This window comes from Arthrobacter sp. lap29 (assembly GCF_032458965.1).
Classification (GTDB): Bacteria; Actinomycetota; Actinomycetes; order Actinomycetales; family Micrococcaceae; genus Specibacter; species Specibacter psychrochitiniphilus.
The window spans coordinates 74449-100258 of the sequence record NZ_JAUCEK010000003.1 but is presented as its reverse complement, the minus strand read 5'-3'; the positions used below and the strand labels follow the sequence as shown (position 1 = coordinate 100258).

Sequence of the window (25810 nt, the reverse complement as noted above, 5' to 3'; positions counted from 1 at the left end):
GCACGACGCCGGCGCGGCGCCTTCCGCGCATCCCTCACCCAGGCGCCACCCACCACAGTGGACGCAGTCTTGCCATGCCCTTTGACAGCAGTCTGGACACTCACAGCTCTGCCTGCTTTCCGCGCCGCACCACGGCAATGAACACCGGGGCGCCAATGAGTGCGGCTAAAATCCCGGCAGGCACCTCACTGGGCAGCAAAATGACCCGGCCCACAACATCGGCAGCCAGCAAAATGGCGGGTGCGCCCAGCAGTGAAAGCGGCAGCAGCCAGCGGTAATCCGGGCCCACCAGTCCGCGCAGCAGGTGTGGCACCACAAGTCCAATGAACCCAATGGGGCCGGCGAGCGCCGTCGCGGAGCCGCAGAGCAGCACAATGCCGACGGCGGAAATGGCACGCCCCAGCCCTGGCCGGTGGCCCAGACCGCGGGCCATGTCATCGCCCAGTGCGAGCATGTTCAGCAGCCTTCCTGTGCACAGCAGGATCACGGCGCCGACGGCCACAAACGGCAGCACCGCCACCACTGAATCCCACGACTTCCCGGCCAAGGCGCCCACCTGCCAGCGGCGAAACAGCTCCAGCGAATCCTGGCTCGTGACCAGCATGGCGCTCATGAGCGAGCCCATGCCGGCCGCAATGGCAGCCCCGGCCAGGGCGAGTTTCACAGGAGTTGCGCCGCTGCGACCCAGACTGGCCACGGCATAAACCACGACGGCGGCCACCGCGCTCCCCGCAAAGGCGAACCACAGGTAGCTGGAGACGTTCGCAGCACCAAGGAAGAAGATCCCGGCCACCACGGCCAATGAGGCGCCGGCATTGATGCCCAGAATGCCCGGATCGGCCAGCGGGTTGCGGGCCACGCCCTGCATGGAGGTGCCGGCCAAGCCCAGTGACAGGCCAACAATGAGCCCGGCCACGGTTCGAACAACACGCGAATGCACAACAGCATGGTCGCCATTGGCCGGATCAAAATGGAACAGCGCATCCAGCACCGTGCCGGGGGCGATGCTACGTGCGCCGATGGCCAGCGACACCAGGGCCACCACGCCCAAGACGAGCACCAAGGCAGTCAGCCACAGCAGGCGTCGGCGCGTGCCAAACGTCTTGGCCGGCACCGTGGAAAAACGCTGGCTAGAGCCCTGGCTGGCGGCAGTTGTGCGACCCGGGGTGGGCACAGCGGCAGCGGCGAAGGGCACGGAGGCTGGCTCCGGCTCCGTACCTTCCTTCACTGACACTGCTGCGCTGGCCATAAGATACGGCCCTTAAACCTTCTCGGCAGCGGTGTTGATCTGCGGCAGGAACGCATCCAGCGCCCACGGCAGGCTCAGCGGTGATGCCGCAGAAATAGCCAGGGTGAGGGTTTGATCGGAATCGGCCACGAAGGCGCCCGTCTTCACTGCCGGGATCTGTCCCAGCAGTGGGTCCTTCGCGATGACTTCCTTGGTTTTGTCATCCGGCACCCAGCTGACAAAGACGTCGGAGACCAGCTCGTTGGCCTTCTCAGCGGACCAGGGGAGGTAGAAGTTTTTGGCGCCCTTTTCGGCCTCTACAACAACGGGAGCCAATTCCATGCCGATGCTGGTGAGGAACTTGGGCCGGTTGTCGCCGGAGAGGTAGACGTTGACGCCGTCGGACTTGGCCGGCTCAAGATTGCCGTAAATGAACGTCTTGCCCTTGATGGCGGGGTACTTGGCGGCCTGCTCGGCAACGGTCTTTTCCGTGGCACCAATGAGGTCCTTGGCGGCCTGCGAGCGGCCCAGTGCTGCACCGATCATGGTGGTGGAATCCTGCCAGGCGGTGGCGTAAGGGTCCTTCGGGAAGGCGATGACGGGGGCGATTTTGCTGAGTTTGTCGTAGTCTTCCTGCGTGATGCCAGAGTAGGCGGCAAGGATCAGGTCCGGGCTGGTCTTGGCAATTTCGGTGAAGTTCACGCCGTCGGCCTCCGAATACTGTACGGGCGCCTTTTCGGTGCCAATGGCGGCGCCGAGCTTCTCCAGCGCGGCATCCTTCCACGGCGCCGAGCCCTGGGCATTGCCGCCCCATTCATTCGTGGGCATGCCAACGGGGACCACACCCAGGGCAATGACAATATCGTCATTGACCCAGGAGACGGTGGCGATGCGCTGCGGGGCGGACTTGATGAGCGTCTCGCCGTAGATGTGCTTGATGGTGACGGGGAATTTATCCGCTGCGGCCTGCGTGTCCTGCGGCTCAGTTCCACCCACTGCGCCCGTGGAACAGCTGGCCAAGCCAACTCCCAATACGGCGAGCGATGCGCTCAGACCCAGCTTGAGACCCTGGCGGCGAGTAAATTCCATAGCACTTCCCATTCCGTAAACCCCCAAAACTACGCTCGCCAGAGTTAGGCAAGCCTTAGCTACGTTACGGCACCTTGAAGTGATTAGGCAACATTTTGCTGGCCTATTTGACGGTCGGGGCTTGGTGGTGGCAAAAACTCGGGCATTTTTACGCTGAAATGTGCCTAGCATCACGCTCCCGAGTCAGCTGGACGGCACCTCAGGGATCGGCGCGGCAATTAGGTGCGGGTTGAGCCGGGCGCAACGTCCAATGGCTCTCATCCAGCCCCTGTACCAGCTTGCGGCCAATGCGGGCCAGGTCAGCAGCGTCCTTCGTGCTCAGTTGATCGAACACGCTGGCCCGCACGGACTCCACATGAAGCGGCGCCAAGGCCCGAATGAGTTCCATCCCTGACTCCGTAATGGATGCCTCGGTTACCCGGGCGTCCTCGGCATGGACGGAACGCTCCACGAGGCCGCGGGCCTGCAACTTTTTGGCCACATGAGATAAGCGTGAAAGGGATGCGCTGGTGCGGGCGGCCAGTTCACTCATGGGCAGCATCTGCGCCTCGGTCTGCGCCTCGGAGAGCATGGCCAGGATGTTGTACTCAAAAAGAGAGAGCTTAGCTTCCCGCTGAAGCGCCCCTTCGAGCGCACCTGGCAGCAGTGTCATTACGGACAACAGGGAGAGCCACGCGGCGCGCTCCTGCACATTCAGCCAGCGGGGCTCCGTGTTTGTCATGGCGCCATCTTTTCACGCCCCGCCCAACAACACGGAAACCCCCCGCGCCCTCAACACTGCACACGCTCTCAGGCATCCACGGGACGCGTTGGCGCAGTGCCCGCTCCGAACGGCCGACCTCCCAGGGCTTCACGCCCGTGCGCCGTGGCCCAGCCCGAGGTGTCCGGACCAACCGGGACAATCTGTGTGGGGTTCAGATCCGTGTGGACAATGTAGTAGTGCGCTTTGATCTGCTCGAAATTCACGGTGTCACCGAACCCGGGGGTTTGGAAGAGATCACGGGCGTAGGCCCAGAGGACGGGCATCTCGGTGAGCTTGTTCCGGTTGCATTTGAAGTGACCGTGGTAGACGGCGTCAAAGCGAACCAGCGTAGTAAAGAGGCGCACGTCTGCTTCCGTAATGCTCTCACCCATGAGAAAACGCTGGGTTGCCAGGCGCTCCTCGAGCCAATCGAGCGCCGTGAACAGGCGGCTGTAGGCTGCCTCGTAGGCTTCCTGGCTACCGGCAAACCCACAGCGGTACACGCCGTTGTTGATCTCGGTGAAGACCCGCTTGTTGACTACTTCCATCTCCTCGCGCAGGGCTTCCGCGTACAGGTCCGGGGCGCCCTCACGGTGGAATTCACTCCATTCTGTGGAGAAGTCGAGGGTGATTTGCGGGAAGTTGTTGGTTGCCACTGCCCCGCTGGGTATATCCACCATGGCTGGGACGGTGATGCCGCGAGGATAGTTGGGGGTGCGTTTGAAGTACGCTTCCTGCAGACGTGCAATGCCCAGAACCGGATCAACCCCGCCTTCGTCTAGATCGAAGGTCCAGGAGCGGACATCATGAGTGGGACCGCACACACCGATAGAAATGGCATCTTCAAGGCCCAAGAGGCGCCGAACAATGGTGGAGCGGTGCGCCCACGGGCACGCTCTAGAGACCACCAACCGGTAGCGGCCAGCTTCAACGGGGTAGCCATCAGCGCCATCACGCGTAATACGGGTTTCAATATAATTGGTGTCCCGCGTGAACTGTGCTCCCGTCACGTAGGCGCCCTTGGTGCTGAATTCTGTCTCGTTTTTGGTGCTTTTTGTGGCCATAAAATTAGCCTATGCCCCAGCTATCCAATCCGGCCACACCTACCGCTCCGAATAGCTCATGAACCCCTCCCGCGATGTTTGCTGCCTGAATCCATCCGGGGTAAGTTCGCTGTCACAGACAATGACTCTTTACTCTGAAATTTTCCCTTGCCTATGATCTATTGGCAGAAGCTAAGCATCAGCAACAGTCAGGACTATCCATGGCGCCACAAGAAGCCACGGCAGCAACGCACGGCACCAGCATCTCCGCGCGGGAAACCATCGGCAAGGCAGGGCGTGCCATGGTTGAATTTCACGGCGTCAGTAAGATCTATCCGGGTCAAGCCGCCGTTGAGGACCTCACCCTGAGCGTGGATACGGGCAAAATCACTGTCTTTGTGGGCCCGTCAGGTTGCGGGAAAACCACGTCACTGCGCATGATCAACCGCATGGTGGAACCCACTTCCGGCACCATTACAGTGGGCGGGCGCGATGTCAGCAGCATCCCCGCCCATGAGCTGCGCCGTTCCATGGGCTATGTCATGCAACAAGCAGGGCTACTCCCCCACCGCACAGTCATCGATAACGTCTCCACCGTGTTGCGCCTGAACAAAGTGCCGCGGGCGCCCGCCCGCCAACGCGCCTTGGAGCTGCTAGAAACCGTGGGGTTGCCTGCCTCGATGGCAAAGCGCTACCCCAACCAACTCTCCGGCGGACAGCAACAGCGTGTTGGAGTGGCCCGTGCTCTGGCCGCCGATCCTCCCGTGCTGCTCATGGATGAACCCTTCTCCGCGGTGGACCCGGTGGTCCGTGCAGAGCTCCAACAAGAACTGCTCCGGCTGCAGCGAGAACTGGCGAAGACCATCATCTTCGTCACGCATGACATTGACGAGGCCACCATCCTTGGTGACCGTGTGGCTGTTTTTGCCACCGGAGGCAGGGTTGCTCAATATGCGCCGCCCGAAGAAATCCTGCGCGCCCCCGTGGACGACTTCGTGGCCAACTTTGTTGGCCGTGACCGCGGCTTCAGGCACCTTTCCTTCAGTCCGGGCGCCTCCATACCCGTGCACCTGGCACCGCTTTCAACAACACCGCAATCCGGCTGGACTCTGGCCGTAGATGATGAGCAGCGGCCGCTGGGCTGGCACGCCCCCAGCACGTCCGCCAGTCCCGGTAACGCCAAAGCCACCACGGGCCTGATTCCCGGCGGCTCCCTATTCCGTGCGGGCGATCCCCTTCGCAACGCCCTTGACGCGGCGTTGTCCTCCCCCTCCGGGCTGGGAGTTGCCGTTGATAGCGAAGGGCGCGTGACCGGCGTCGTCCTTGCCTCCGAAGTGCTGGCAGCCATTGAGGCCGCTCGGGAAGGCCGGCTCTGATGGACTGGTTCCTGGCAAACCTGCCGCAGGTGCTCAACCTGACCGGCTACCACCTGATTCAGTCCGTAGTGCCGCTTGTTTTGAGCGTCATCATCGCGATCCCGCTCGCGCAGCTGGCCCGCTTGAATAAGGCCGTAGGCGCAACCATTCTGTCCGTGGGCTCCCTGCTGTACACCATCCCGTCGCTGGCACTGTTTGTGATTCTGCCCAGCATTCTTGGCACCAAAATACTGGACTTCGCCAACATCATTGTTGCCCTGACCATCTACGCCGTAGCCCTGCTGGTCCGTTCCACACTGGACGCGCTCAACTCAGTTGAGCGCACCATCCGCGAATCCGCCACCGCCATGGGCTACCGGCCGCTACAACGCTTCCTCACGGTGGATCTGCCGTTGTCAATCCCGGTGTTATTTGCCGGTTTGCGCGTTATCTCCGTCAGTAACATTTCCCTTGTCACGGTGGGTTCACTGCTGGGCATCCCCAGTTTGGGTTTCTTCTTCACAGATGGATTGCAACGCAATTTTCCCACTGAAATTGTGGTCGGAATTGTCATTACCCTCATTTTGGCCTTGCTCATGGACGTGCTTTTGGTGCTCTTGCAGCGCTTGCTGACACCGTGGTTGCGGGCCAGCAAGGCGTCCCCGCAGACCATGGAGGTGATCGCATGAGTGCCACAGCAATGCTGCTTCCGGCCACGAAATACACTGCTTCTGGCGCTTTCGCCCAGGGCTGGCAGTGGCTCACCGATCCGGTTAACTGGCAAGGACCCATGGGAGTGCCCACACGCGTGTTGGAACAACTGGGTTATACCGGACTGACCTTGGTAATTTCCTTAGTGATCGCGGTTCCGGTGGGCCTGTATGTGGGGCACACGGGCAGGGGGCGTGCCATCATCATTGCCCTCGCCGGCATGCTCCGGGCCCTGCCAACTTTGGGTGTCATGACATTGTTTGCCCTGATTGCCACCTCCACCTTGTCTCTCATGCCAGCCATTTGGTCACTGGTGTTGTTGGCGGTGCCGCCCATTGTGAGTGCCACCTATGCCGGAATTTCCTCCGTTGAGCGGGACTTGGTTGATGCCGCACGCAGCATGGGCATGACCGAGCCGCAGATCCTCTTCGGAGTAGAGGTACCCAACGGGCTGATAGTGATGCTTGGCGGCTTCCGCTCAGCGGTCCTGCAAGTTGTTTCCACAGTGGCAGTGGTGGCACTCTTGGGCCTTGGCGGTTTAGGCAGGTACGTCATTGACGGCTTGGCGGTGCAGGACTACGGTCAAGTTCTTGGCGGCGCAGTGGTAATTGCCGGGTTGGCCATAGCTTTGGACGGGCTACTAGTCTTGGCCCAACGGCTTATTGTTTCTCCCGGGTTGCAGCGTTCCGCCGCTCCCACCGAAGTGTCGGCACCACAGGCACAGCTGGCAGAACCGGCACCAACCCGTTAGTCACGTCGATTTATGCAGTCTCATCTAGAGGAGTTAGAACATGAACAAGCACTTGCGACCCACCCGCCGGGCCATCCTGGGGGCGGCAGCTGGCCTCTCCGTGGCACTAGCAGTGACGGCTTGTGGCGGCGGAGATCCGCTGGCCAGTGACAGCAGCGCACCCGCTGGCGGCGGCGAATCGGTAGTTGTGGGCTCCGCCAACTTCCCCGAAAGCGCCACGGTGGCAGAAATTTATGCCGGCGCAATCAATGCCGCAGGCGTTACCGCCACCACAAAGCTGAACATTGGCGCCCGTGAGGCCTACATCACCGCGGTTAAAGACGGCTCCATTGACATCATCCCGGACTACAGCGGGAACTTGCTGGGCTATTTTGATGAGAACACCAAGGCCACCACGGCCGAAGAGGTCCTCGCTGCCTTGCCGGCTGCCATGCCCGAGGGCCTCTCCGTGCTGAATGCCGCCAAGGCAGAGGACAAGGACGCCATGGTGGTCACCGCAGAGACCGCCGCCAAGTACAAGTTGACCTCCATTGAGGATCTGGCGAAGGTGTGCAGCGAGCTGACCATCGGTGCCCCTCCGGAATTCGCCACCCGCTCCTACGGGCTCCCCGGCTTGAAGGCAAACTATAACTGCGTGCCAAAAAAGTTCACACCGATCAGTGACGGTGGCGGGCCGCTGACGATCAAGGCGCTCCTGAACAATGAGATCCAGGTGGCAGACATCTTCACCACGTCCCCTGCCATCCCGGCCAACAAGTTGGTGGTCCTGACCGACCCGAAGAACAACTGGCTGGCACAGCAAGTTCTGCCCGTGATCAAGACCGCCTCGGTCAATGACGCAACCAAGAACGCTTTGAACAAGGTTTCCTCCCTCCTGACCACGGAAGATCTGATCAAACTCAACGATCAGGTGAGCGGCACAGCGAAGATGGACCCCAAGGATGCCGCGGCACAGTGGCTCAAGGACAAGGGCATCACCAAGTAAGGAACTCTCATGGCCTCCAAGAACAAGCCCGAAACTGTTGATGTTGTGGTGCTCGGCATGGGTCCGGGCGGCGAATCGGTTGCCGGTGAGCTGGCTGCCGCGGGCTTGTCCGTGGTGGGTGTTGAGGCCCGGCTTGTGGGCGGGGAATGCCCGTACTATGGCTGCATCCCGTCCAAAATGATGATCCGGGCAGGCAATGTCATGGCCGAGGCGTTGCGTATCCCAGACCTCGCCGGAACCGTTGAGGTGGCACCGGATTTCACTCAAGTGGCCCGGCGCATCCGTACCGAGGGCACCGATAACTGGGATGACACGGTAGCCGCCGAGCGGTTTACGGCTAAGGGCGGCGTGCTGGTGCGTGGCACGGGCCGGCTCACGGGTCCCCGTGAGGTCACTGTTTCCACGCACGACGGCGGCCACCGCACCTTCCGCGCCAGGCTAGCCATAGTGCTCAACCCGGGCACGAATCCTGCGGTTCCGGAGGTGCCGGGCCTTGCTGGGACGCCGTTTTGGACTAACCGGGAGGCGGTCCAGGCCGCGGATGCCCCTGCCTCCATGGTTGTGTGGGGCGGGGGACCCATCGCTGTTGAGTTGGCACAGGCCTTCACCCGTTTTGGCACCAAGGTGACCATGGTGCTGCGCGGGTCACGCCTGCTCACACGGGAGGAACCGGAGACCTCCGAACTGCTGGCCTCGGTGTTACGCAACGAGGGCGTGAAGATCCTGACAAATAAGGCGCTCACGTCGGTGACGCATGCGCAGGGCCGTTTCCAGCTGAGCTTTTCCGACGGCATCTCCCCCTCATCTCTGCGGGCCGATCAACTGCTCGTGGCCACCGGACGCGCCCAGGCTCTGGCAGAGGTGGGCCTGTCAGCGGCAGAAATCAGCTGCGATCTAAAGGGCGCCCCCGCGCTCGATCAGTACCTACAACTAGCGAATGGGCTCTACCTGATTGGTGACGCTGCAGGGGCCGGAGCATTCACCCACATGTCCATGTATCAAGGAAATATTGTTGCAGGGCACATCCTGGCCCGCCATTTAGAACAAGCGGACCGGGGCACCGCAGACAACCACGCCGTGCCGCGCGTGACGTTTACGGATCCGGAGATCGGCGTAGTGGGCCTGACCGAGAGCCAAGCCCGGGACGCCGGCCTGTCGGTGCGGGTGGGCCTGACAAAGGTGGGCGAGTCCGCCCGCGGCTGGATCCATGGCGCAGGCAACGACGGATTCATCAAGGTCATTGAAGACGCCGATGCGGGAGTTTTAGTGGGCGCCACTTCTGTGGGGCCCATGGGCGGGGAGGTGCTGTCCATGCTGGCACTGGCCGTGCATGCGCGGATCCCCGTCTCCACGCTGGAATCCATGATTTACGCCTACCCCACGTTCCACCGGGCCATCCCGGAAGCCCTCAAAAACCTTCACTGATGCTCCCGTGCAGCATGGACTAGACGCTGGGGCACATCGCCACAGTGTCAATGGCAGCAGTGGCCATGGCACCAGAGGCAATGGCAGCAGTGGCCATGGCACCAGAGGCAATGGCAGCAGTGGCCATGGCACCAGAGGCAATGGCAGCAGATGCGGAGCCTGGAGATCAGTTGCCAGCTAATAACACCTGGCGGACGGCTGCGCTGAGTTGCATGGCCCGGCCGGTGGTGGAGCCTTCCTCATTCCAGGCTGGCACGTAGCCAAATCCAATCCCGTACAGCGGGTCAGCGTAGCCCAGTGCTGCGTTGGCGCCATCGTGGCCGAAGGCTTGGGCACTGCCAAAGTCCATGCGCGGGTGGGCTTTCATGAACGTGATGGCGAAGGCACCAGTGTCGCAAAAGACCCTGTCCAGCCCCCACACCTGTTCCTGGCTCATGAGGGCAATCGTTTCCGGGGTTAGATAAGCCGGCTGGCCCTCAATTCCGGTGATGGCACCCGCATACACGCGGGCCAGCCCGTCAGCGGAGCCTACGCCGGCTCCGCTGCAACTGCCTGCGGCCCGGACGCTGCGCACATTGGGCAGTTCCAGTAAGTTTCCTGCCTGCACATTGCCGGAGACTCCAGCAAGGGAGAACGGGTCAAAAAAGGCCGGGGGAGCCTCCTCATCAAAGAGTACGGGACGGAAACGTGGCTCTTCCGACTCCGGCAGCCCCAGGAACATGTCGGCGGCGAAGGGCACACGGATGCGGCGGTTGTAAACATCCTGCAGCCGCTCCCCCGAAACCCGGCGGCACAACTCCTCCAGGAACACGCCCATGGTCAGCGCGTGGTAACCAAACGTGCCGCTGCCGGGGCGCCACATGGGCGCCATGGCGGCCAACCGGGCAGCGACAGCGGGCAGGTCACTGTATTCCTCCATGGCGAAGCCACCCTGGGCCCCCACCAATCCCGCCTGGTGTGAGAGCAGTTGACGCACCGTCACGGACGCCTTGCCGTTCTGCGCAAATTCGGGCCAGTAACTAGCAACTGTGGCGTCCAAATCCACCAAACCGTCCTGGACCAGCAGGCTGAATGCCAGGGCGGAGACGCCTTTAGAGCAGGAGAACACGCCCGTGAGGGAATTGGCAGAGGAATCCGGGCCACCCACCAGGTCCACTACTTTTTCCCCCGCAACGTAGACGGCCAGTTGCGCACTGTAGCGAGGGTCGGCGTCGAGCATGGAATCAAAAAGTTCACGAACGCTGGTGAACTTCTCTGTGGTCAAACCTTGGGATGCACCGGCGCCGCGTGGCAGTGAATGTGTCATGCCTCCACTCTAAGGACTTCTAGACACTTATGGGCAGCAATGTCCCGGCACCATCCCCACTCGGGGCCGGCCGGTGCGCCCGCCGTGAAACGCCCTGAGCTCTCCCCGGCACCACCGGCCCCGAAGGTTGGGCCACAGTCCGGCGTCGGCTCGCGGCAGCCGCGGAGCAGGAGCCGGGGCTCAGCATTCACTATGGGAATGAGGCCGTGAAAATCGGGCAGGGCACCGATTCGGCGTGGGCCGTTGATGCCGGGGGCGCCGCGGCGACATCCGGCTCGGTGCTGACGGGCACCGCAGCGACATCCGGCTCGGTGCTGACGGGCACCGCAGCCTGGTCCGCCAGCATGTGGACCCGGGACACCCGGATGCCCAGATGCCCGGATACCCGGATGCGGGGTACACGATCTGGACCGGGAAAGCACCCTTTGAGGCGGCCCCCCGGATGGCAGCAGGGACACAACTATATGGACATGAGCTCCCTGCCGAACCAGGACGGGGCCATGATCGTGGGAGAGACGAAGACCATCGCCGAATACGTCCCGCGCCGGGTTCGACACGGGGCTGGGGGATGCTCAATCCCTAGGCGAACTCACTCTCCACGGGGTGATCGGGCTGCGCGGCAGCCAAGTCCGCAGCGCCTACGAGCATCAGCGGTTGCCAACGGCACAAAGAATGCTCCGGTCAGGACAAGGTTTTGCCGCCACCCTCAGGGGCGGTTCGGACAGCTGAAGCCACCCGCGCGTGGCGCCGCACTAGACTGGCCGTACCGAGCGAACAATTCCCCTCCCGGAAGGTTTTTTGCCCATGCATGACAAGCACGCCTTGATTCAGGACCGGCTCAAGCGAGTCCTCATGGAGCGGATTGTTCCGGCCATCCACACCCCCGTTGCGCCGCTGGAGTTACGCGCCTGGCATGTGGAGGGCGGGCAGGGCGAACCTGTGGCGCCAGCCATCGCACTCGGGTTGGCTGAGAGCACTTTGCCGGACGACGCCGGACACGCGGCTCGCGCGGAAGCCCCACCTGCCGCTGAGGTCGTTTTTGAGCCATTCGCCGTGGGCCAGGCGTGGGGTCCACCGTGGGGCACCAGCTGGATTCATCTCACGGGCACTGTCCCCCAAGAGGCGCGCGGGCAACGGGTGGAGCTCGTGGTGGACTTGGGATTTAGCCAGTCGTGGCCCGGCTTCCAGGCCGAAGGTCTAATTTACCGTCCCAATGGGGAGACCGTGAAGGCCCTGAACCCGCTGAACACCTGGGTGCCCGTGGATGGGATCGCTCCCGGAGCGCCGGCGCAGGGCGGGGAGGAAATCGATCTCTATGTGGAGGCGGCTGCGAACCCGTTTGTCTTCACCGACAACCCGTTCGTCCCCACTCCGTTGGGCGAAAAGTTCACGGCCGGGGACACCCCGCGCTACACCATGGCCCGCGCCGACATCAACATTTTCCACACCGAAGTGTGGGAGTTGGTCCAAGATCTTGAGGTGCTGGACCAGCTCCAGCAGGAGCTGGATTTGGGCAATCCCCGGCGTTGGGACATCCTGTACGCTCTGGAACGCGCGCTCGACGCCGTCTCCCTCACCGACATACCCGGCAGCGCTGCCGCGGCCCGGGCACATCTAGCGGCTGTGCTGGCCCAGCCGGCCAACGCCAGCGCGCATCAGATCACCGCCATTGGGCACGCGCACATTGACTCGGCGTGGCTGTGGCCCGTGCGCGAGACCGTGCGGAAGGTGGCCCGAACGGCGTCGTCCGTGGTGAAGCTGCTGGAAGATAACCCGGAATTCCAGTACGCCATGTCCTCAGCCCAACAGTACGAATGGCTCAAGGAGCAACGCCCTGAGGTCTTCGCCAAGGTCAAGGCCGCCGTGGCAGAGGGCCGTTTCATCCCCGTGGGCGGCATGTGGGTGGAATCGGACACGAACATGGTGGGCTCGGAGGCCATGGCCCGGCAGTTCACGTACGGCCAGCGCTTCTTCCGTGAAAATTTTGGCATGCAGTGCCAGGAGGTGTGGCTGCCGGATTCCTTCGGTTACTCGGCAGCGCTGCCACAGATTGTGAAGCAGGCCGGGGCCAAGTGGTTCCTGACGCAGAAAATCTCGTGGAACACCGTGAATAAGTTCCCGCACCACACCTTCAACTGGGAGGGCATTGACGGCACCCGCGTGTTCACGCACTTCCCGCCCGCGGACACGTACAATTCCCAACTTTCCGGCGCCGAGCTGGCGCATACCGTGCGGAATTTCCGCGACAAGGGTGCTGCTAAAAATTCGCTTATCCCGTTTGGTTGGGGCGACGGCGGCGGCGGGCCAACGCGTGAAATGCTGGCCCGGGCCAAGCGCACCCGTGATTTAGAAGGCTCACCTCAGGTCACCATCGCCAGCCCGGCAGAGTTCTTCACGGCAGCCGAGGCCGAATACCCTAATGCCCCTGTGTGGAAGGGTGAGCTGTACCTTGAGCTGCACCGCGGCACCTACACCTCGCAGGCGCTGACCAAGCAGGGCAACCGGCGCAGCGAACACCTGCTGCGTGAGGCCGAGCTGTGGAGTGCCACGGCCGCGGCACGCTCACTCATCGCGTACCCCTACGACGAGCTGGATAGGATCTGGAAGCTGGTGCTGCTGAACCAGTTCCACGATATCCTCCCCGGCTCCGCCATCGCGTGGGTGCACCGCGAAGCTGCTGAGCAATACGCCCAGATCGCCAAAGACCTCCAAGCAGTCATCTTTGCGGCGGTGGACGCCTTGGCGCCCCTGGATCCCCAGGCAATCTCGGAGCTGACGTCCGGGCCGCCCACTGAGAAGGATTTCGACACCGCACTGCACTTCAACGCCTCCCCCTACCCGCGCCGCGGCATCGCCCCACTCAGCGCTGGTGTCCCGGACACGGCCACCGCGGAGGTGACGGTGGAGCGGGACGGCACGGGCGTCGTCGTACGCAACGGGCTGATCACGGTCCGGTTCGGTGCGGACGGTGTCATTAATTCCATTGTGGATGTGGCGGCGGATCGTGAGCTGGTGCCAGCCGGGCAGGGCGCCAACCTGCTGCAACTGCACACCGACTTCCCCAATATGTGGGATGCCTGGGACATTGACGCCTTCTACAAGAACACGGTGACGGATCTTCGTGAGCTGGATTCCATGGAGGTCACCATGTTGGGCCATCAGCCGGAGATTACCATTAAGCGCAGTTTCCGGGCCTCGCACATTACCCAGCGGGTGCGGATCTCCCCGGATTCCAAGGTCATCACCGTGTACAACGAGGTTGATTGGCGGGAGCAGGAGACGTTACTCAAGGCCGCGTTCCCCCTCGATGTGCACGCGGACCATGCCCGTTTTGAGACCCAGTACGGGCACATTCAGCGTGCCACGCATGAGAACACGTCCTGGGACAACGCACGTTTTGAGGTGTGTGCGCACCGCTGGGTCCATGTGGGCGAGCCCGGATTTGGCGCAGCGGTCATCAACGATTCCACCTACGGCCACGACGTTTCCCGCCACCCCGGTACCAACGGCTCCAGCTTCACCACCGTGCGGCTTTCCCTGCTGCGCGGGCCGCGCTTCCCCGATCCCACCACCGATCAGGGGCAGCATTCCTTCACGTACGGGCTGGTGGTGGGCGCCGAGGTGGCCGACGCCGTGGCTGCCGGCTACGCCATGAACCTGCCGTGGCATGGCGTGCCGGGCGATTGGACCGGCCGCCCCATTGAGCCGCTGGTGCGCACGGATTCGCAGTCCGCCATCATCGAGGCCGTCAAGCTGGCCGATGACCGCAGCGGCGACGTCATCGTGCGTCTGTACGAACCGCTCGGTGCCCGCGCGCAGCTGACCCTGAGCGCGTCGTTCGCCGTGGCTTCCGTGGCGGAGAACAACCTCCTTGAGCAGCCGTACGCATCCGGATCCCTCGCCGTGGGCGCCCCCGGTGATCCCGGCGCAGCCGGCGCCCCCGGAGATCCCGGCACATCTGGTAACCCCACAATCACGCTGAAGCTGCGTCCCTTCCAAATTCTCACCCTCCGTCTGCAGAAAGCTGGCCAATGAGCCTCCCTGTTTCTCCCTCCGCACACCACGCCGCACCCGCCCGCAAGATGCCTTTGCGTTGGGGTGTGAACTACACCCCGAGCGAGGGCTGGTTCCACTCGTGGCAGGATTTCGATCTGGATGCGGTGCGGGCCGATTTTTCCTCGATCGCCAAGCTGGGACTTGACCATGTGCGCATTTTTCCGCTGTGGCCGCTATTGCAGCCCAACCGGTCGCTCATTCGCCCGGCAGGTATTGCCGATGTGGGCGCCGTGGTGGATGTGGCGGCCGAATTTGGCTTGGACGTCTCGGTGGACGGGTTGCAGGGGCACCTTTCAAGCTTTGATTTCCTGCCGTCCTGGGTGACGAGCTGGCACCGGCGCAACATCTACACCGATCCGCAGGTTGTGGCTGCGGAGGCGGCACTCATCACGGCTCTGGCCCAGGAGGTCACCTCCCGCCCCAACGTGCTCGGCATGACGGTAGGTAATGAGACCAACCAGTTCGCGGTGGAACGCCACCCTGACCAGCAAGTCACCTCTCCGGCAGAGATGGGCGAATGGTTCACAACCCTGCTCGCGGCCGCCCGCAAGGCCTGGCCCACCGGCATGCATCAGCACAGCTTTGATGACAACGCCTGGTTTGTGGACAGTTGCCCCGTCACGCCGCGCCATGCCGCAACCCTGGGCGATGCCACCACGGTGCACTCGTGGGTGTTTGTTGCCGTGGCGCACCTCTTCCCGCAGGGCCACCCGGCCAGGACGCTCTTTGCCGATTACCTGGTCCAGCTTGCCGACGCCTACGCCGAGAATCCCGCCCGGCCCATCTGGCTGCAGGAGATCGGTGCCCCTTATCCAGCGGTGCCCTTCGACGGCGCGGCCGACTTCCTGGAGCAAAGCCTGCTTCCTGTGCTGGACACCCCCAACCTATGGGGTGTCACGTGGTGGTGCTCGCATGATGTCAGCCGCAAGCTGGCCGATTTCCCTGAGCTGGAATACACGCTGGGCCTTTTGGATTCGGACCGGCGCCCCAAACCCGCGGGCCTGCGCCTGGCTGAGCTGATTGCCGCCGAGAAAGCCAACCCCACGGCGCCGCTACAACGCACCACGGCGTTGTCCTTCGAACCAGGCGATGAGGCCACCGGTGCTGGGCGTAGCATTGCGGACCCTTCGGGGGAGCTGTTCACGGCCTGGCTGGCGCGCGCAGCGTCCGGCACCAAGCCCACCCTGGTCCGTTCCACCAAGACCTCCGACGCCGATTACCTCGCCGCCCGCGGCATCACCGACGTGGTCAACTAGAACGGAAGGGACGTCCATGTTCAGTGAAGTGGCGTACTGGGATGAGATATCACGCTGGGACACGGCGGCCTCTGAGGAATCCGCAGACGGTTGGGAGCTTCTGGGTGAAAATGGCTGGTTTGCCATGATGGCTTGGGCTGCAGGGCCCGGCAATACCCGCAAAGCGGTTCAGTGTGACTCGGCCAAAACTGTCCAGGTGACATGCCATCAGGGTGAGACCGCGACCACCCGCGCGGCGCCGTTCACCCCAGAGGATCGGTGCACCATAGAAGATTCCGTCAATGAGTATCTACTGGCGGCTGGAATTCCTGCCCGCCCCTCCGGCTTTGACTGGTTCTTGCGGGTCCCAACGGGCTGGACTGAGGGGCTTTCGTTGGCGGATGAACTGGCCGCAAGAATCACAGGGAAGTGGGAGAACGGAGCCCACCCTGCCACGTTGCGCCCGCTGTTTAGGGAAGTGGTGCAGGACTTTTACGCAGACTCGGCGAGTTGATGCACCCTGGCACCCCTTTCACCACTGGTGTACCCGGTGCCGCATGGCACTAGCTCCGGGACGCACGCACCCTAGCGGGCACACTTACCGGCGCGTAGCATCGAGGCAATACCGGGATTCGCCCCAAGCCGGCAATGCGGACACCGTTGTGCCGGCGGAATTGAGGTTGCCATGAGCCATAACTCAGCTGCTGAGAGCACCAACACCGCTGATCCGGGTGTTGACGCTCATCAGGTCAGTGCCCAGGATGCCAGAAACGCTGCTGAAGCAGCTAGGGAAGCAACGTGGGAGAGGCCCAGTTTCGCCAAGGGACTGTATTTAGGTGATTTTGAGATCTCCCTGATCCATCCACACCCGCAAGCCACCGCCGCAGAAACCGAGCGTGGGGAGGAGTTTTTGGACAAGGTGAAGACCTATGCCGAAACCCTGGACGGGGCCCGGGTGGAGCGGGAGGCGAAAATTCCGGAGGAATACCTGGCCGGGCTGGCAGAGCTGGGCGTGTTCGGCATGAAAATCCCTCAGGAGTATGGCGGGCTGGGGCTCAACCTGACTTATTACGGCCGGGCACTGGCCGTCTTGGGCAGCGTCCACCCGGCTTTTGGCGCCCTCATCTCCGCACACCAATCCATTGGTGTGCCGGAACCCGTAAAGGTTTTTGGCACAGCTGCACAAAAACAAAAGTTTCTGCCTCGTTGCGCCGCGGGCGCCGTAACGGCATTTCTGCTCACCGAGGCCGATGTGGGCTCTGACCCCGCCCGTATGGGGTGCGCTGCGGTGCCCACGGAAGACGGCAGCGAGTACGTCCTGGACGGTGTGAAGCTCTGGACAACCAACGGCGTCATTGCTGAACTTGTTGTGGTCATGGCGCTAGTGCCGTCCCGGGGGCTTGATCCGGCCGGCCGAAAAACGGGAGGCATCACGGCGTTTGTGGTTGAAGCGGACTCCCCTGGCATCACGGTGGAGAACCGCAACGAATTCATGGGTCTTCGTGGCATTGAAAACGGGGTGACCCGCTTCCACCAGGTGAGGGTGCCCGCGGAAAACCGGCTGGGCAGGGAGGGGCAGGGCCTAAAAATCGCCCTGACAACACTGAACACCGGGCGTTTGTCCATCCCAGCCATGAGCGCCGGTGCTGCAAAGTGGTCACTGAAGATCGCTCGCGAATGGTCAAACGCCCGAACCCAATGGGGCCATCCGGTGGGCCAGCACGAGGCCGTAGGCAAGAAGCTGGCATTCATGGCGGCCACCACCTTCGCGTTGGAAGCAGTGTTTGAGCTCTCGGCAGCACTGGCCGATGCAGGGATGAAGGATATTCGCATTGAAGCGGCGCTGGCCAAGCTCTGGTCCTCTGAATTCTCCTACCAGTGTGCGGATGAGCTGGTGCAGATTCGTGGCGGTCGGGGCTATGAGAAAGCTCAGTCATTGGCTGACCGTGGCGAGCGTGCCGTCCCCGCTGAACAGCTTTTGCGGGACTTACGCATTAACCGGATCTTCGAGGGATCAACTGAGATCATGCATTTGTTGATTGCCCGCGAGGCAGTTGATGCCCATCTTGCTGCGGCTGGCGATTTAGCCTCCACTACGGCAACACTGGCCGAGAAGGGCAGGGCTGCCGTGGGTGCCAGCGGTTTCTACGCCAAGTGGCTGCCACAACTTGTTGTGGGCAAGGGTATGGATCCACGCTCCTATAACGAGTTTGGGCCGCTTGCCAAGCACCTGCGCTTTGTGGAACGTCAATCACGCAAGTTGGCCCGCCAGACGTTTTACGCCATGGGCCGTTGGCAGGGAAAGCTTGAATACAAGCAGGCGTTCCTGGCCCGGATTGTGGACATCGGCGCCGAGTTGTTTGCCATTTCAGCATGCTGCTCCCGGGCGGAAATGCTGCGCCTCAAGGACGCCGGCCAGGGCCGGTCCGCGTTGGCACTCGCGGATGCCTTTTCCTGGCAGTCGAGGCTGCGCGTAGAGACTTTGTTCGCCGAGCTGTGGAACAACACGGATGACTCTGACAGGAAACTTTCCCAGGACGTGCTGGCCGGGAACTTCAACTGGCTGGAGGACGGCGTATTGGACCCTTCCGAGGGCACGGGTCCTTGGATCGCTGATGCCTCGCCGGGCCCATCACAGCGGGAAAATCAGCACCGCACATACCGCTGAATGCTGATAACACTCAGGCTGCCGCACCAAAACACAAAACCCCCGCAGCTATTCAGGCCGCGGGGGTTTTGCAAACAACAGTTATTAGCCGTCGGTCTTGACGATGTACACGTCGCACGGGGCGTTGTGTGAAATCGCGTTGGCAACCGAACCCAGTACGCGGGCCAGGCCCTGCATGCGGACGTTGCCCACAACAATCATGTCCGCCTGGAGCTTGGTGGCTTCTTCCAGCAGGACATCGGCAGGCTTGCCCAGGGATGATGAGTACTCGGTCTTGACGCCGCTGATCTTCAGCTCTTCGGCAACGCGCTGGGCCACACGCTCAGCCTCATCCGCCGTGGAGAGGAACCATTCGTCGTTGCCAATAGAGACCTTCTCGGTCTTGTCCTCGCCAAATGCTGTCACAACGCGCAGGGTGCGGCCCGTTGCCTTAGCCAGTTCCGCGGCAACACGGGCAGCCTTCATGGACGTTGAGTTGCCGTCTACGCCGACAATGATGATTCCAGCCATATGCTTAATCCCCTTATTTGATCCAAGGCGCCCATGCTTTGCGCACTGACACCAGTCTTTTGACCTACTTTAGTCACAAAGCTGCACAAATAGGCCTAAACGTGCGCGAACTTACTGCCCTGTTACGGGAATCTCGCGGGAAACCACCTCGGCCAACACTTCCAGCACATGCCGGTAGTCTGCGCCCGTGGCCCGGGTCATTCCCAGCTCGCAGGTCCGGTTGCAGGAAGCATGCACAGCTGCGCCCATCGCCACTACATCGCCGGCTTGTGCGGCCGTAGCTGATTCCGTGAGTTCCGGATGCAGCATGCCCCGGTCTCCAGCAAATCCGCAGCAACCCCAGCTTTCCGGCACCTGAACTGTTTCTGCAGCGGCCTCGGCGATCTGCAAGAGGGCGGGGTTCAGGCCCATCCGGGCGGATGAACATGTGGGGTGCAAGGCCATCGATTCCACCCGTTTCCAGGTCCCCTGTAGTAGCGGCAGCAGCGCCGCAGCGGTAAATTCCACGGCATCCACCACCCTCAACGGCCGCTGGCCAGGGTCCAGAACCTCGGTTTCAATGGTGTGTAGCAGCCCTTCCGTGCAGCTTGAGGCATCACAAATAACCTCCAGCTCGCCGTCCCGGGTTGCCTTGCGGAGCAACTTCAGTGTCCGTGCATGCATCGTCTCCAGCCCGGCCGCCATCCCCTTGGAGGACCACGGCGTTCCACAACACGCATCGGAAATACCCTCCGGAACTAACAGCTCCACCCCGGCAGCCGTGCACAATTGCTCAAAACTTGCCTGCACCCCGGCATTGCCGTCACCGGCAGGGCCGAACATCACGTTGACACAGGCGGGGAAGTACACGGCCGCCGGAACACCGGACGGTGCTGGCCGGCGTCGCGCCTTCCCACCGGACGGCAATTCGGAGGAGTACAGCGGCAGCGTGTCCGCCCCAAGCACCTTCCGCCCCAATCTATTCACAGGCTGCATGGCCACAGAGGGCACCTTCGCGGCAAGGCTCAGTGCCAGCCCGGCACTTTGGGTGAGCGCACCCCAGTGTTTGGCGACGGTCCCCCACACAGCACTTTCTCCCATGCCGGCGTCCTTGGTGCGCAGGCGCTTGACCATGGTGCCGGTGTTGATATCCACGGGGCAGGCGGTCTGACACATGCCATCCACTGCGCAGGTGTCAATACCGGCGTAGTCATAGTCCTTGGCGAGGGCTTCGGCGAGCTCAGTGTCCCCGCGCTGGCGGGCCGCCTCCATGTCGCGCAGGGTGACAATACGCTGCCGCGGGGTCAAGGTCAGGTTCTTGCTGGGGCATACGGGTTCGCAATATCCGCAGGAGACGCAGCGGTCCACTTCGGGATCAACCTCCGGCGGTGCCAATTTTATATGGCGCAAGTGTGCTGTTGGATCGTCGTCCAAAATAACGCCGGGGTTGAGCATGCCGGAGGGATCGCACAGCTCCTTGATTCTGCGCATAACACCGTAGAGCTCATCGCCGTATTGGCGGCGCACAAAGGGCGCCATGACGCGGCCAGTGCCGTGCTCGGCCTTGAGTGAGCCACCCTCACCGAGCACCACATCCACCATGTCCTCGGTGAAAGATGAGTAGCGGCTCAGCTCGTCCGCACTGGAGAACTTGTCAGTCAACATGAAGTGGATATTGCCGTCCTTGGCATGTCCAAAAATGACGGAATTAGCATAGTTGTACTTATTAAAGAGGGTGTTCAATTCTAGGCAGGTGCGGGCCAGTGCCGGGACCGGGACCACCACGTCCTCTAATAGCGCAGTGGTGCCCTGCGGGCGGGCGCCGGCCACCGAGGTGTACAACCCCTTACGCAGGTGCCAGAGCTCCGCTCGAATCGTGGGATCTGAGCTGAAATCCGCTGGCCCGTCCAGCCCCAGCGATCCTGCGAGCGCCACAGCCTTGGCGTTGAGGTCCACAAGTTCCGCCGCACTGCCACTCTGATATTCCACCAGCAGGGCGGCGTGCTGCTCCACACGCAGATCCCGCACCACACCGGGCACCTGGGTGAGTCCCTGACCCACTTTCAATGAGAGCGAATCGAGCAATTCAACGGTGGCGGCGCCGCTGTCCACCAGCGCTGGCAAGGCCATGTTGGCGGCATGCAGATCCTTGAACACCAACAGCCCGGCGGTGGCATGGGCCAGTCGGGGAACAGTTCTGAAAACTGCCTCGGCCACAAAGCCCAGAGTGCCTTCGCTGCCTACTATCAAGTGGGCCAGAATGTCCACAGGATCATCAAAGTCCAAGAGTGAATTGAGCCCGTAACCCATGGTGTTTTTCATGGCGAACTGGCGCTCAATGGTGGCCCGGGAGGCCGGGTTGCTGCGGACTCGCTGCGCAAGTTCGCCCAGTCCTTTGAAAAGTTCGGGCTCTAGGCAGCGCAGCCGGGCGGAGGCATCCGGGGCGCCCGTGTCAATCACGGTGCCGCTGGGGAGCACAAGCGTCAGGGATTCAAGGGTCCGGTATGCGTTATCGGTAATGCCGCAGGCCATTCCTGAGGAGTTGTTGGCTACCACCCCGCCAATGGTGCAGGCAGCTTCACTGGCCGGGTCCGGGCCGAATTTGTAGCCAAAGCGCAGCAGCCGTGCATTTAGATCCCGCACCGTAACCCCCGGTTGCACACGGACCCGGGCACCGCCGTCGAGCACTTCAATACTGCGAAAGTTCTTTCGCACATCAACCAGCAGCCCGCCGCTGACGGCCTGCCCGCTCAGGCTTGTACCGCCGGAGCGAAGTGTCAGCTCCAGCCCATGGGTGGCGCTGACGCGCATGAGATTAGCAACCTCGGCAGCATCCGCAGGGACCGCCACGGCCTGTGGAATCAGGAGAAAATGGGAGGCGTCATGCGCGTTGGCGTGCCGGTCAAGGGCGCGGGTCCGGGTCTGTGCCGGGTCCGCCATAGCGGCGCGGATCTCCCGCTCTAAGAATCCGCCCAGCGTTGTTGTGTCCCCGGTAATTCCGTGTGTCTGCGCCGCCATCCCAACCCCTTTGCATTCCCTGCTAAATTCCGCTGCGCCAGAAACGCAGCGCCCTCGCTTCTGTTGGAGAGATCCCTCGCATTCCACGAGTATTGCACCTTATGCTGGCCAAAGACGATCTCACAGAACAGGAACACTTTGGGTATCTCCACGGCAGATATGTATGACGAACGGGGGCCGGAGCTGGCCTCCGTCTCGCTGCAATTTAGGGACTTTGGCGCTGTGGCCACTTTTAGCGGACCGGCCCGGACCATTCAATGCCACCGGGACAACGGGCTAGTGAAGGCGGTTCTGGCCACACCAGGGAACGGTTCGGTCCTTGTGGTGGACGGCGGCGGCTCGCTCCAGAGCGCCCTGATGGGGGACATGATTGCCCAATCTGCTGTGGATCATGGCTGGGCGGGCGTCATTATCAACGGCGCCATCCGCGACTCCGTGGCCATCGGCACCCTGGACCTGGGGGTAAAGGCGCTGGGCACCAACCCGGCCAAGAGCGCCAAGGACGGCTTGGGCCACCTGGATGGAACCGTGCGTCTAGGTGACGTTCAGATCCGTCCCGGGGCCATGATCTATGCCGATCCAGACGGAATTCTAGTATCCGGCTAGATGGCAGGGACGTCCTCATTGGTAGATAGACTTTCCAGACAGGACAGGACTGCGAGGATAACCATTTCTCCGATCTCACAGCGGCCGAACCGCTGAGCCCTGTCGCTGCAACCTGGCCCAAAGCAATCCGCTTCCGAGCGGAAGGCCTCTTCAAATACGGCTTCTCTTGTGGCAGAGTCGAGTTACCTCAGTAATTTCTAGAGTGGAGAAAGCCATCATGATCGAAATGTTGCACAATGCCGGCGTCAAGAGCGAGTACGCATACGCAGGGGGATTCGCATCCATCGCGCTCTCCCTAGGTTCTTGGCTGGTCAGCCGGGCCAAATCCGACCATTCCAAGGCCCAATCGGACCGGTGGGGCATTTTTGTTGGCCATTGGGCACCTACGTTCTTCGCCCTAGGTGTGGCACTAAAACTTGAGGAAAAGAAATAACAGAGGGTGTAAACCCTCGCCGCACTGACGGGATTCTCATGTGCGGTGCCGTGTGCTCTGCCAGAGCAATTTGCGCCCCATTTTTATCAGATCCGTCAACAATAAGAGCGCGAGTTTGAACTGCTACTAACTTGGCTGCTCCTGCCAAGTTAGTAGCAGACCCATAGACCATCACAGCAATCTGTGTGTCAGATGGATACGTGCACTACCGTTTTTTACCCCTGTGCCTTGTTCCCTTGGCCCTATCCGGGGAACGGACGCATGGCCACGGCCCGGACTGGGGAACCGTCCAAGCCCATTAGTCGCAGCGGCAGCGCAGAGAACAGTGGATCTTTCCACGTTATGTCTGCCAAGTTGGTGAGGTTCTCAATGATGGCACCTCCTGCTCCTAGAATGTGCTGGTGCACGGGCAAGTGCAGCGGAGCCTCTGTCTGCGTCTCCGGTGTGGGATCTGGATTCAGTGAGTCCACACCGATGACAGAAACCCCTTGGGCCAGCAAGTGCGCGGCAATGTCCGGGTCCAGGTAGGGATGGTCAAGGTAAGCGGATGTGTTGAAGTATGCGGACCAGCCCGTGTGGAAAAGTACAATGGTGCCTGGCTTGAGGTTGTTCAGCTGGGCTTCGACCGTACTGAACTCGATCATGCTGCGGGGGGCAGCCCCCGGCACGTGGACGATCCGCGCGGGGCCGTACAGCCTCGCCAGATCTAGCTCGTCAACGGCTATGCCGCCGTCGACGGTGTGCAGGGGAGCATCAACATGGGTGCCGGTGTGAGTGCCCAGATGGAGTTCAGCGACTTGGAATCCATCGGCGGCGTTGGTGGCCACTTCATTCGATGAAACAACCGGATCCCCCGGGAAAACCTGCATTCCGGTGGAAACGGGCTGGCTCAGGTCAACGATGTGCATTTTCTTGTCTTTCTGGGTTGCTTGATTCGGGCTCTGTCACCGTCAGGTGGCGTGAGACCGGTTTGTCTGTCCTGATGCTCCGGGTGAGCAGCGCCCACCCGAGGTAGAGGGCAAAAGAAATGACGAAAGTGGGGATGGTGGCACCAATAGGACTGGGCGCTACATAGGTCAAGATGACTGAGGTGCCGGCGCCCACCAACCACACGGCAATCGCGGCGATGTTCACCCCGCCCTGGTACCAAAAGCGCCCACCGCGGCCACGCAGGATGTCCGAGCCGTAGTAGCCCTTGTTCACGATGTAGTAGTCCACGATCATGATGGCAAACACGGGCAGGAACAACGCGCCAACAACTGTCAGGAACGAGGTGAATTGTTCCAGGAGTGCCAGCCATGTTGCTCCTAGGACGGAGATGGCCCCCAGAACCAGCGCAGTGGGCAGGAACCGGATCCTGCGTGAGGGAGCCATATTCACCACCGAGGAGACCATGCCGTAGACAACCATGGTGTTAGTTGCCATTACGGAGAGGAAAATGACGATCGCCAGCGGAGCGCCAAAGGCGGCAACAATGACCGTCGGGTCGAATCCAAGCGCATCACCGCCCGACAGCACCACGTATCCGATGGCCGTGGCCCCCAAGCTCATCGACAGGACTGTGGAGACAACGTACCCAATGCCTGAACCCACTACCCCCGCGGCCTGTGTCTTGGCCAGCCGGTTGAATTCGGCGGATAGCACCGTCCACGAGATGGCCGTGGCAATGACGACGTCAAGCACGGTGATGCCTGACCAGCCCAAAGTGGTGTCCACCTTGATGGCGGCGAAATCAGCAGGCGGGTGCGAGGTAAAGGCAACAATGAAGATGTAGGCCATGATGGCGAGAATTACCAGCGCAAGCCATGGCTCAACCTTGGCAATACCAGCGTGACCAAATATTGCCAACCCAACAACAAACAGCTGGCACAGGACGGAGAAGAGCACTGGATTCGAGAAGCCGGTGGCCTGCTCAACCAGGAAATTGACCGTCACCCCTGCCAGCATGGCCTGGACCCAGCTCCAGCCCATCAGGATCACCACGTTGGCGGCCACTGCAAGGAAGGATCCCCGGAGGCCAAAGGCTCCCTTGGTCAGTGACATGGTGGGAAGCCCTGTTCGGGTCCCCATGTTGCCGATGAGCACCAGAACCACGCCGCCTACTAGAGACCCGGCAATGATCAGCCCGATGGCTAGGGGCCATGAGACTCCGGGGACAAATAGCGTTCCGGTCAGGAGGGTGGTGACCACAAGATTGGCCGCCAGCCAAATAAGGCCTATGCGCCGGGCGCCAAGGGTGCCCTTGATGGGGCCGTAGCCATCGGAATCGGCGTTAAGCCGCTTGGAGAGCCGGCCCCAGGGGGAGAGCCCGCTTCTTCGCTGAGCACTCACTTCGGTATTCATGGGCACTGACGCCTCAACATTCACTAGCGGACGAAATTGGTAAACAAATGTTGTCTGAAAGAAAACTTTTGTTGTCTCATCTTGTGTGAAGCCCGACACATTGTCAAGGGGATTGATCCACCTCATTGGGAGTGTGGCGGCCCATGCTGCGTGGATTTACACTCTTGATGCCTTGATGCTCGCGACCAGCGATGGTCTGTGCATCACCTGCCGATCCGGGAGTTGGCATGGCCACTCCTGGCACATTCCACTAGTGGAGAGTTTGGAATACAGTGCCGTCAACGGCGGAGCTGCCTTAGCCATGTTGCCGCACCCGGCACCACCAAT

21 protein-coding genes are annotated in these 25810 nt (G+C 61.8%); 11 read left to right on the top strand and 10 right to left on the bottom strand.

The genetic code is table 11. The features are described 5' to 3' along the window. Positions 1 to 100 precede the first annotated feature (100 nt). From RY113_RS05995 to RY113_RS05980, 4 genes are all read right to left on the bottom strand, one after another. A complete protein-coding gene (locus RY113_RS05995) occupies positions 101 to 1249 on the bottom strand; it encodes an iron ABC transporter permease (RefSeq protein WP_315913877.1) in 1149 nt (382 codons plus the stop codon). Between the two features lie 12 nt (positions 1250 to 1261). Beyond that, positions 1262 to 2317 (bottom strand): iron-siderophore ABC transporter substrate-binding protein, encoded by a 1056-nt coding sequence (locus RY113_RS05990; RefSeq protein WP_245932070.1) that lies wholly within the window; start codon positions 2315 to 2317, stop codon positions 1262 to 1264. A gap of 199 nt (positions 2318 to 2516) precedes the next feature. Further along, complete coding sequence (locus RY113_RS05985) at positions 2517 to 3038, bottom strand: MarR family transcriptional regulator (RefSeq protein WP_315913876.1); 522 nt, start codon at positions 3036 to 3038, stop codon at positions 2517 to 2519. A gap of 68 nt (positions 3039 to 3106) precedes the next feature. After that, the gene (locus tag RY113_RS05980; protein WP_315913875.1) at positions 3107 to 4123 is read right to left on the bottom strand and encodes a glutathione S-transferase family protein; all 1017 of its coding nucleotides are present in this window, start codon (positions 4121 to 4123) and stop codon (positions 3107 to 3109) included. 281 nt (positions 4124 to 4404) lie between these two features. Here RY113_RS05980 and RY113_RS05975 point away from each other — a divergent pair, with 281 nt between their 5' ends. From RY113_RS05975 to RY113_RS05955, 5 genes are read left to right on the top strand one after another with little or no spacing between them, the layout of a single operon-like run. Continuing rightward, positions 4405 to 5478: an ABC transporter ATP-binding protein gene (locus tag RY113_RS05975; protein ID WP_315914113.1), complete on the top strand. Its 1074-nt coding sequence runs from the start codon at positions 4405 to 4407 to the stop codon at positions 5476 to 5478. Continuing rightward, entirely contained in the window at positions 5478 to 6146 is a 669-nt protein-coding gene (locus RY113_RS05970) for an ABC transporter permease (protein WP_110105247.1), read from the top strand. The genes RY113_RS05975 and RY113_RS05970 overlap by 1 nt, the downstream gene beginning before the upstream one ends. Beyond that, positions 6143 to 6919 (top strand): ABC transporter permease, encoded by a 777-nt coding sequence (locus tag RY113_RS05965; RefSeq protein ID WP_315913874.1) that lies wholly within the window; start codon positions 6143 to 6145, stop codon positions 6917 to 6919. The genes RY113_RS05970 and RY113_RS05965 overlap by 4 nt, the downstream gene beginning before the upstream one ends. A gap of 40 nt (positions 6920 to 6959) precedes the next feature. Beyond that, positions 6960 to 7904: an ABC transporter substrate-binding protein gene (locus tag RY113_RS05960; RefSeq protein WP_110105249.1), complete on the top strand. Its 945-nt coding sequence runs from the start codon at positions 6960 to 6962 to the stop codon at positions 7902 to 7904. 9 nt (positions 7905 to 7913) lie between these two features. Beyond that, positions 7914 to 9329, top strand: a complete 1416-nt coding sequence (locus RY113_RS05955; RefSeq protein ID WP_315913873.1) for an NAD(P)/FAD-dependent oxidoreductase — start codon at positions 7914 to 7916, stop codon at positions 9327 to 9329. Positions 9330 to 9495: 166 nt separating this feature from the next. On the opposite strand, the gene RY113_RS05950 is transcribed toward RY113_RS05955, so the two are convergent. Continuing rightward, positions 9496 to 10635, bottom strand: coding sequence for a serine hydrolase domain-containing protein (locus RY113_RS05950; protein ID WP_315913872.1), 1140 nt, complete (start codon positions 10633 to 10635; stop codon positions 9496 to 9498). Between the two features lie 804 nt (positions 10636 to 11439). Here RY113_RS05950 and RY113_RS05945 point away from each other — a divergent pair. The 4 genes from RY113_RS05945 to RY113_RS05930 all read left to right on the top strand — a co-directional run bounded on the left by RY113_RS05945 (position 11440) and on the right by RY113_RS05930 (position 18594). Further along, a complete protein-coding gene (locus tag RY113_RS05945) occupies positions 11440 to 14670 on the top strand; it encodes a glycoside hydrolase family 38 C-terminal domain-containing protein (protein WP_315913871.1) in 3231 nt (1076 codons plus the stop codon). Continuing rightward, positions 14667 to 15947, top strand: a complete 1281-nt coding sequence (locus RY113_RS05940; protein WP_315913870.1) for a glycosyl hydrolase — start codon at positions 14667 to 14669, stop codon at positions 15945 to 15947. The genes RY113_RS05945 and RY113_RS05940 overlap by 4 nt, the downstream gene beginning before the upstream one ends. 16 nt (positions 15948 to 15963) lie before the next feature. Next, complete coding sequence (locus RY113_RS05935; protein ID WP_315913869.1) at positions 15964 to 16440, top strand: DUF5956 family protein; 477 nt, start codon at positions 15964 to 15966, stop codon at positions 16438 to 16440. Positions 16441 to 16611: 171 nt separating this feature from the next. Further along, positions 16612 to 18594 (top strand): acyl-CoA dehydrogenase family protein, encoded by a 1983-nt coding sequence (locus RY113_RS05930; protein ID WP_315913868.1) that lies wholly within the window; start codon positions 16612 to 16614, stop codon positions 18592 to 18594. An 84-nt stretch (positions 18595 to 18678) separates the two neighbouring features. Here RY113_RS05930 and RY113_RS05925 read toward each other — a convergent pair whose 3' ends face one another. Together RY113_RS05925 and RY113_RS05920 are read right to left on the bottom strand one after the other, a co-directional pair. Then, a complete protein-coding gene (locus RY113_RS05925) occupies positions 18679 to 19104 on the bottom strand; it encodes a universal stress protein (RefSeq protein WP_110105255.1) in 426 nt (141 codons plus the stop codon). A gap of 111 nt (positions 19105 to 19215) precedes the next feature. Beyond that, entirely contained in the window at positions 19216 to 22023 is a 2808-nt protein-coding gene (locus RY113_RS05920) for an FAD-binding and (Fe-S)-binding domain-containing protein (RefSeq protein ID WP_315914112.1), read from the bottom strand. Positions 22024 to 22239: 216 nt separating this feature from the next. On the opposite strand from RY113_RS05920, the gene rraA reads away from it, so the two are divergent. Both rraA and RY113_RS05910 read left to right on the top strand, forming a co-directional pair. Next, positions 22240 to 22707, top strand: a complete 468-nt coding sequence (rraA, locus tag RY113_RS05915) for a ribonuclease E activity regulator RraA (protein ID WP_315913867.1) — start codon at positions 22240 to 22242, stop codon at positions 22705 to 22707. A gap of 217 nt (positions 22708 to 22924) precedes the next feature. Continuing rightward, positions 22925 to 23140, top strand: a complete 216-nt coding sequence (locus RY113_RS05910) for a hypothetical protein (protein ID WP_170120893.1) — start codon at positions 22925 to 22927, stop codon at positions 23138 to 23140. A gap of 242 nt (positions 23141 to 23382) precedes the next feature. Here the strand turns inward: RY113_RS05910 and RY113_RS05905 are convergent, their stop codons facing one another. The 3 genes from RY113_RS05905 to RY113_RS05895 all read right to left on the bottom strand — a co-directional run bounded on the left by RY113_RS05905 (position 23383) and on the right by RY113_RS05895 (position 25712). After that, positions 23383 to 24048, bottom strand: a complete 666-nt coding sequence (locus RY113_RS05905; protein ID WP_315913866.1) for a cyclase family protein — start codon at positions 24046 to 24048, stop codon at positions 23383 to 23385. Next, positions 24035 to 25483, bottom strand: a complete 1449-nt coding sequence (locus RY113_RS05900; RefSeq protein WP_315913865.1) for a cytosine permease — start codon at positions 25481 to 25483, stop codon at positions 24035 to 24037. The genes RY113_RS05905 and RY113_RS05900 overlap by 14 nt, the downstream gene beginning before the upstream one ends. A gap of 103 nt (positions 25484 to 25586) precedes the next feature. Continuing rightward, positions 25587 to 25712 carry a hypothetical protein gene (locus RY113_RS05895; RefSeq protein ID WP_315913864.1) on the bottom strand — a complete coding sequence of 42 codons (126 nt, stop codon included), beginning with the start codon at positions 25710 to 25712 and terminating at the stop codon, positions 25587 to 25589. Between the last annotated feature and the right edge of the window lie 98 nt (positions 25713 to 25810).

Bases quoted from the DNA above. Each gene is read 5' to 3' on its own strand.
- RY113_RS05945 (WP_315913871.1), top strand. From the start codon at position 11,440: ATGCATGACAAGCACGCCTTGATTCAGGACCGGCTCAAGCGAGTCCTC.
- RY113_RS05935 (WP_315913869.1), top strand. From the start codon at position 15,964: ATGTTCAGTGAAGTGGCGTACTGGGATGAGATATCACGCTGGGACACG.
- RY113_RS05980 (WP_315913875.1), bottom strand. From the start codon at position 4,123: ATGGCCACAAAAAGCACCAAAAACGAGACAGAATTCAGCACCAAGGGC.
- RY113_RS05900 (WP_315913865.1), bottom strand. From the start codon at position 25,483: ATGAATACCGAAGTGAGTGCTCAGCGAAGAAGCGGGCTCTCCCCCTGG.
- RY113_RS05905 (WP_315913866.1), bottom strand. From the start codon at position 24,048: ATGCACATCGTTGACCTGAGCCAGCCCGTTTCCACCGGAATGCAGGTT.
- RY113_RS05925 (WP_110105255.1), bottom strand. From the start codon at position 19,104: ATGGCTGGAATCATCATTGTCGGCGTAGACGGCAACTCAACGTCCATG.
- RY113_RS05895 (WP_315913864.1), bottom strand. From the start codon at position 25,712: ATGCCAACTCCCGGATCGGCAGGTGATGCACAGACCATCGCTGGTCGC.
- RY113_RS05930 (WP_315913868.1), top strand. From the start codon at position 16,612: ATGAGCCATAACTCAGCTGCTGAGAGCACCAACACCGCTGATCCGGGT.
- RY113_RS05920 (WP_315914112.1), bottom strand. From the start codon at position 22,023: ATGGCGGACCCGGCACAGACCCGGACCCGCGCCCTTGACCGGCACGCC.
- RY113_RS05985 (WP_315913876.1), bottom strand. From the start codon at position 3,038: ATGACAAACACGGAGCCCCGCTGGCTGAATGTGCAGGAGCGCGCCGCG.
- RY113_RS05950 (WP_315913872.1), bottom strand. From the start codon at position 10,635: ATGACACATTCACTGCCACGCGGCGCCGGTGCATCCCAAGGTTTGACC.
- RY113_RS05960 (WP_110105249.1), top strand. From the start codon at position 6,960: ATGAACAAGCACTTGCGACCCACCCGCCGGGCCATCCTGGGGGCGGCA.
- RY113_RS05975 (WP_315914113.1), top strand. From the start codon at position 4,405: ATGGTTGAATTTCACGGCGTCAGTAAGATCTATCCGGGTCAAGCCGCC.
- RY113_RS05910 (WP_170120893.1), top strand. From the start codon at position 22,925: ATGATCGAAATGTTGCACAATGCCGGCGTCAAGAGCGAGTACGCATAC.
- RY113_RS05995 (WP_315913877.1), bottom strand. From the start codon at position 1,249: ATGGCCAGCGCAGCAGTGTCAGTGAAGGAAGGTACGGAGCCGGAGCCA.
- RY113_RS05955 (WP_315913873.1), top strand. From the start codon at position 7,914: ATGGCCTCCAAGAACAAGCCCGAAACTGTTGATGTTGTGGTGCTCGGC.
- RY113_RS05940 (WP_315913870.1), top strand. From the start codon at position 14,667: ATGAGCCTCCCTGTTTCTCCCTCCGCACACCACGCCGCACCCGCCCGC.
- RY113_RS05990 (WP_245932070.1), bottom strand. From the start codon at position 2,317: ATGGAATTTACTCGCCGCCAGGGTCTCAAGCTGGGTCTGAGCGCATCG.
- RY113_RS05970 (WP_110105247.1), top strand. From the start codon at position 5,478: ATGGACTGGTTCCTGGCAAACCTGCCGCAGGTGCTCAACCTGACCGGC.
- RY113_RS05965 (WP_315913874.1), top strand. From the start codon at position 6,143: ATGAGTGCCACAGCAATGCTGCTTCCGGCCACGAAATACACTGCTTCT.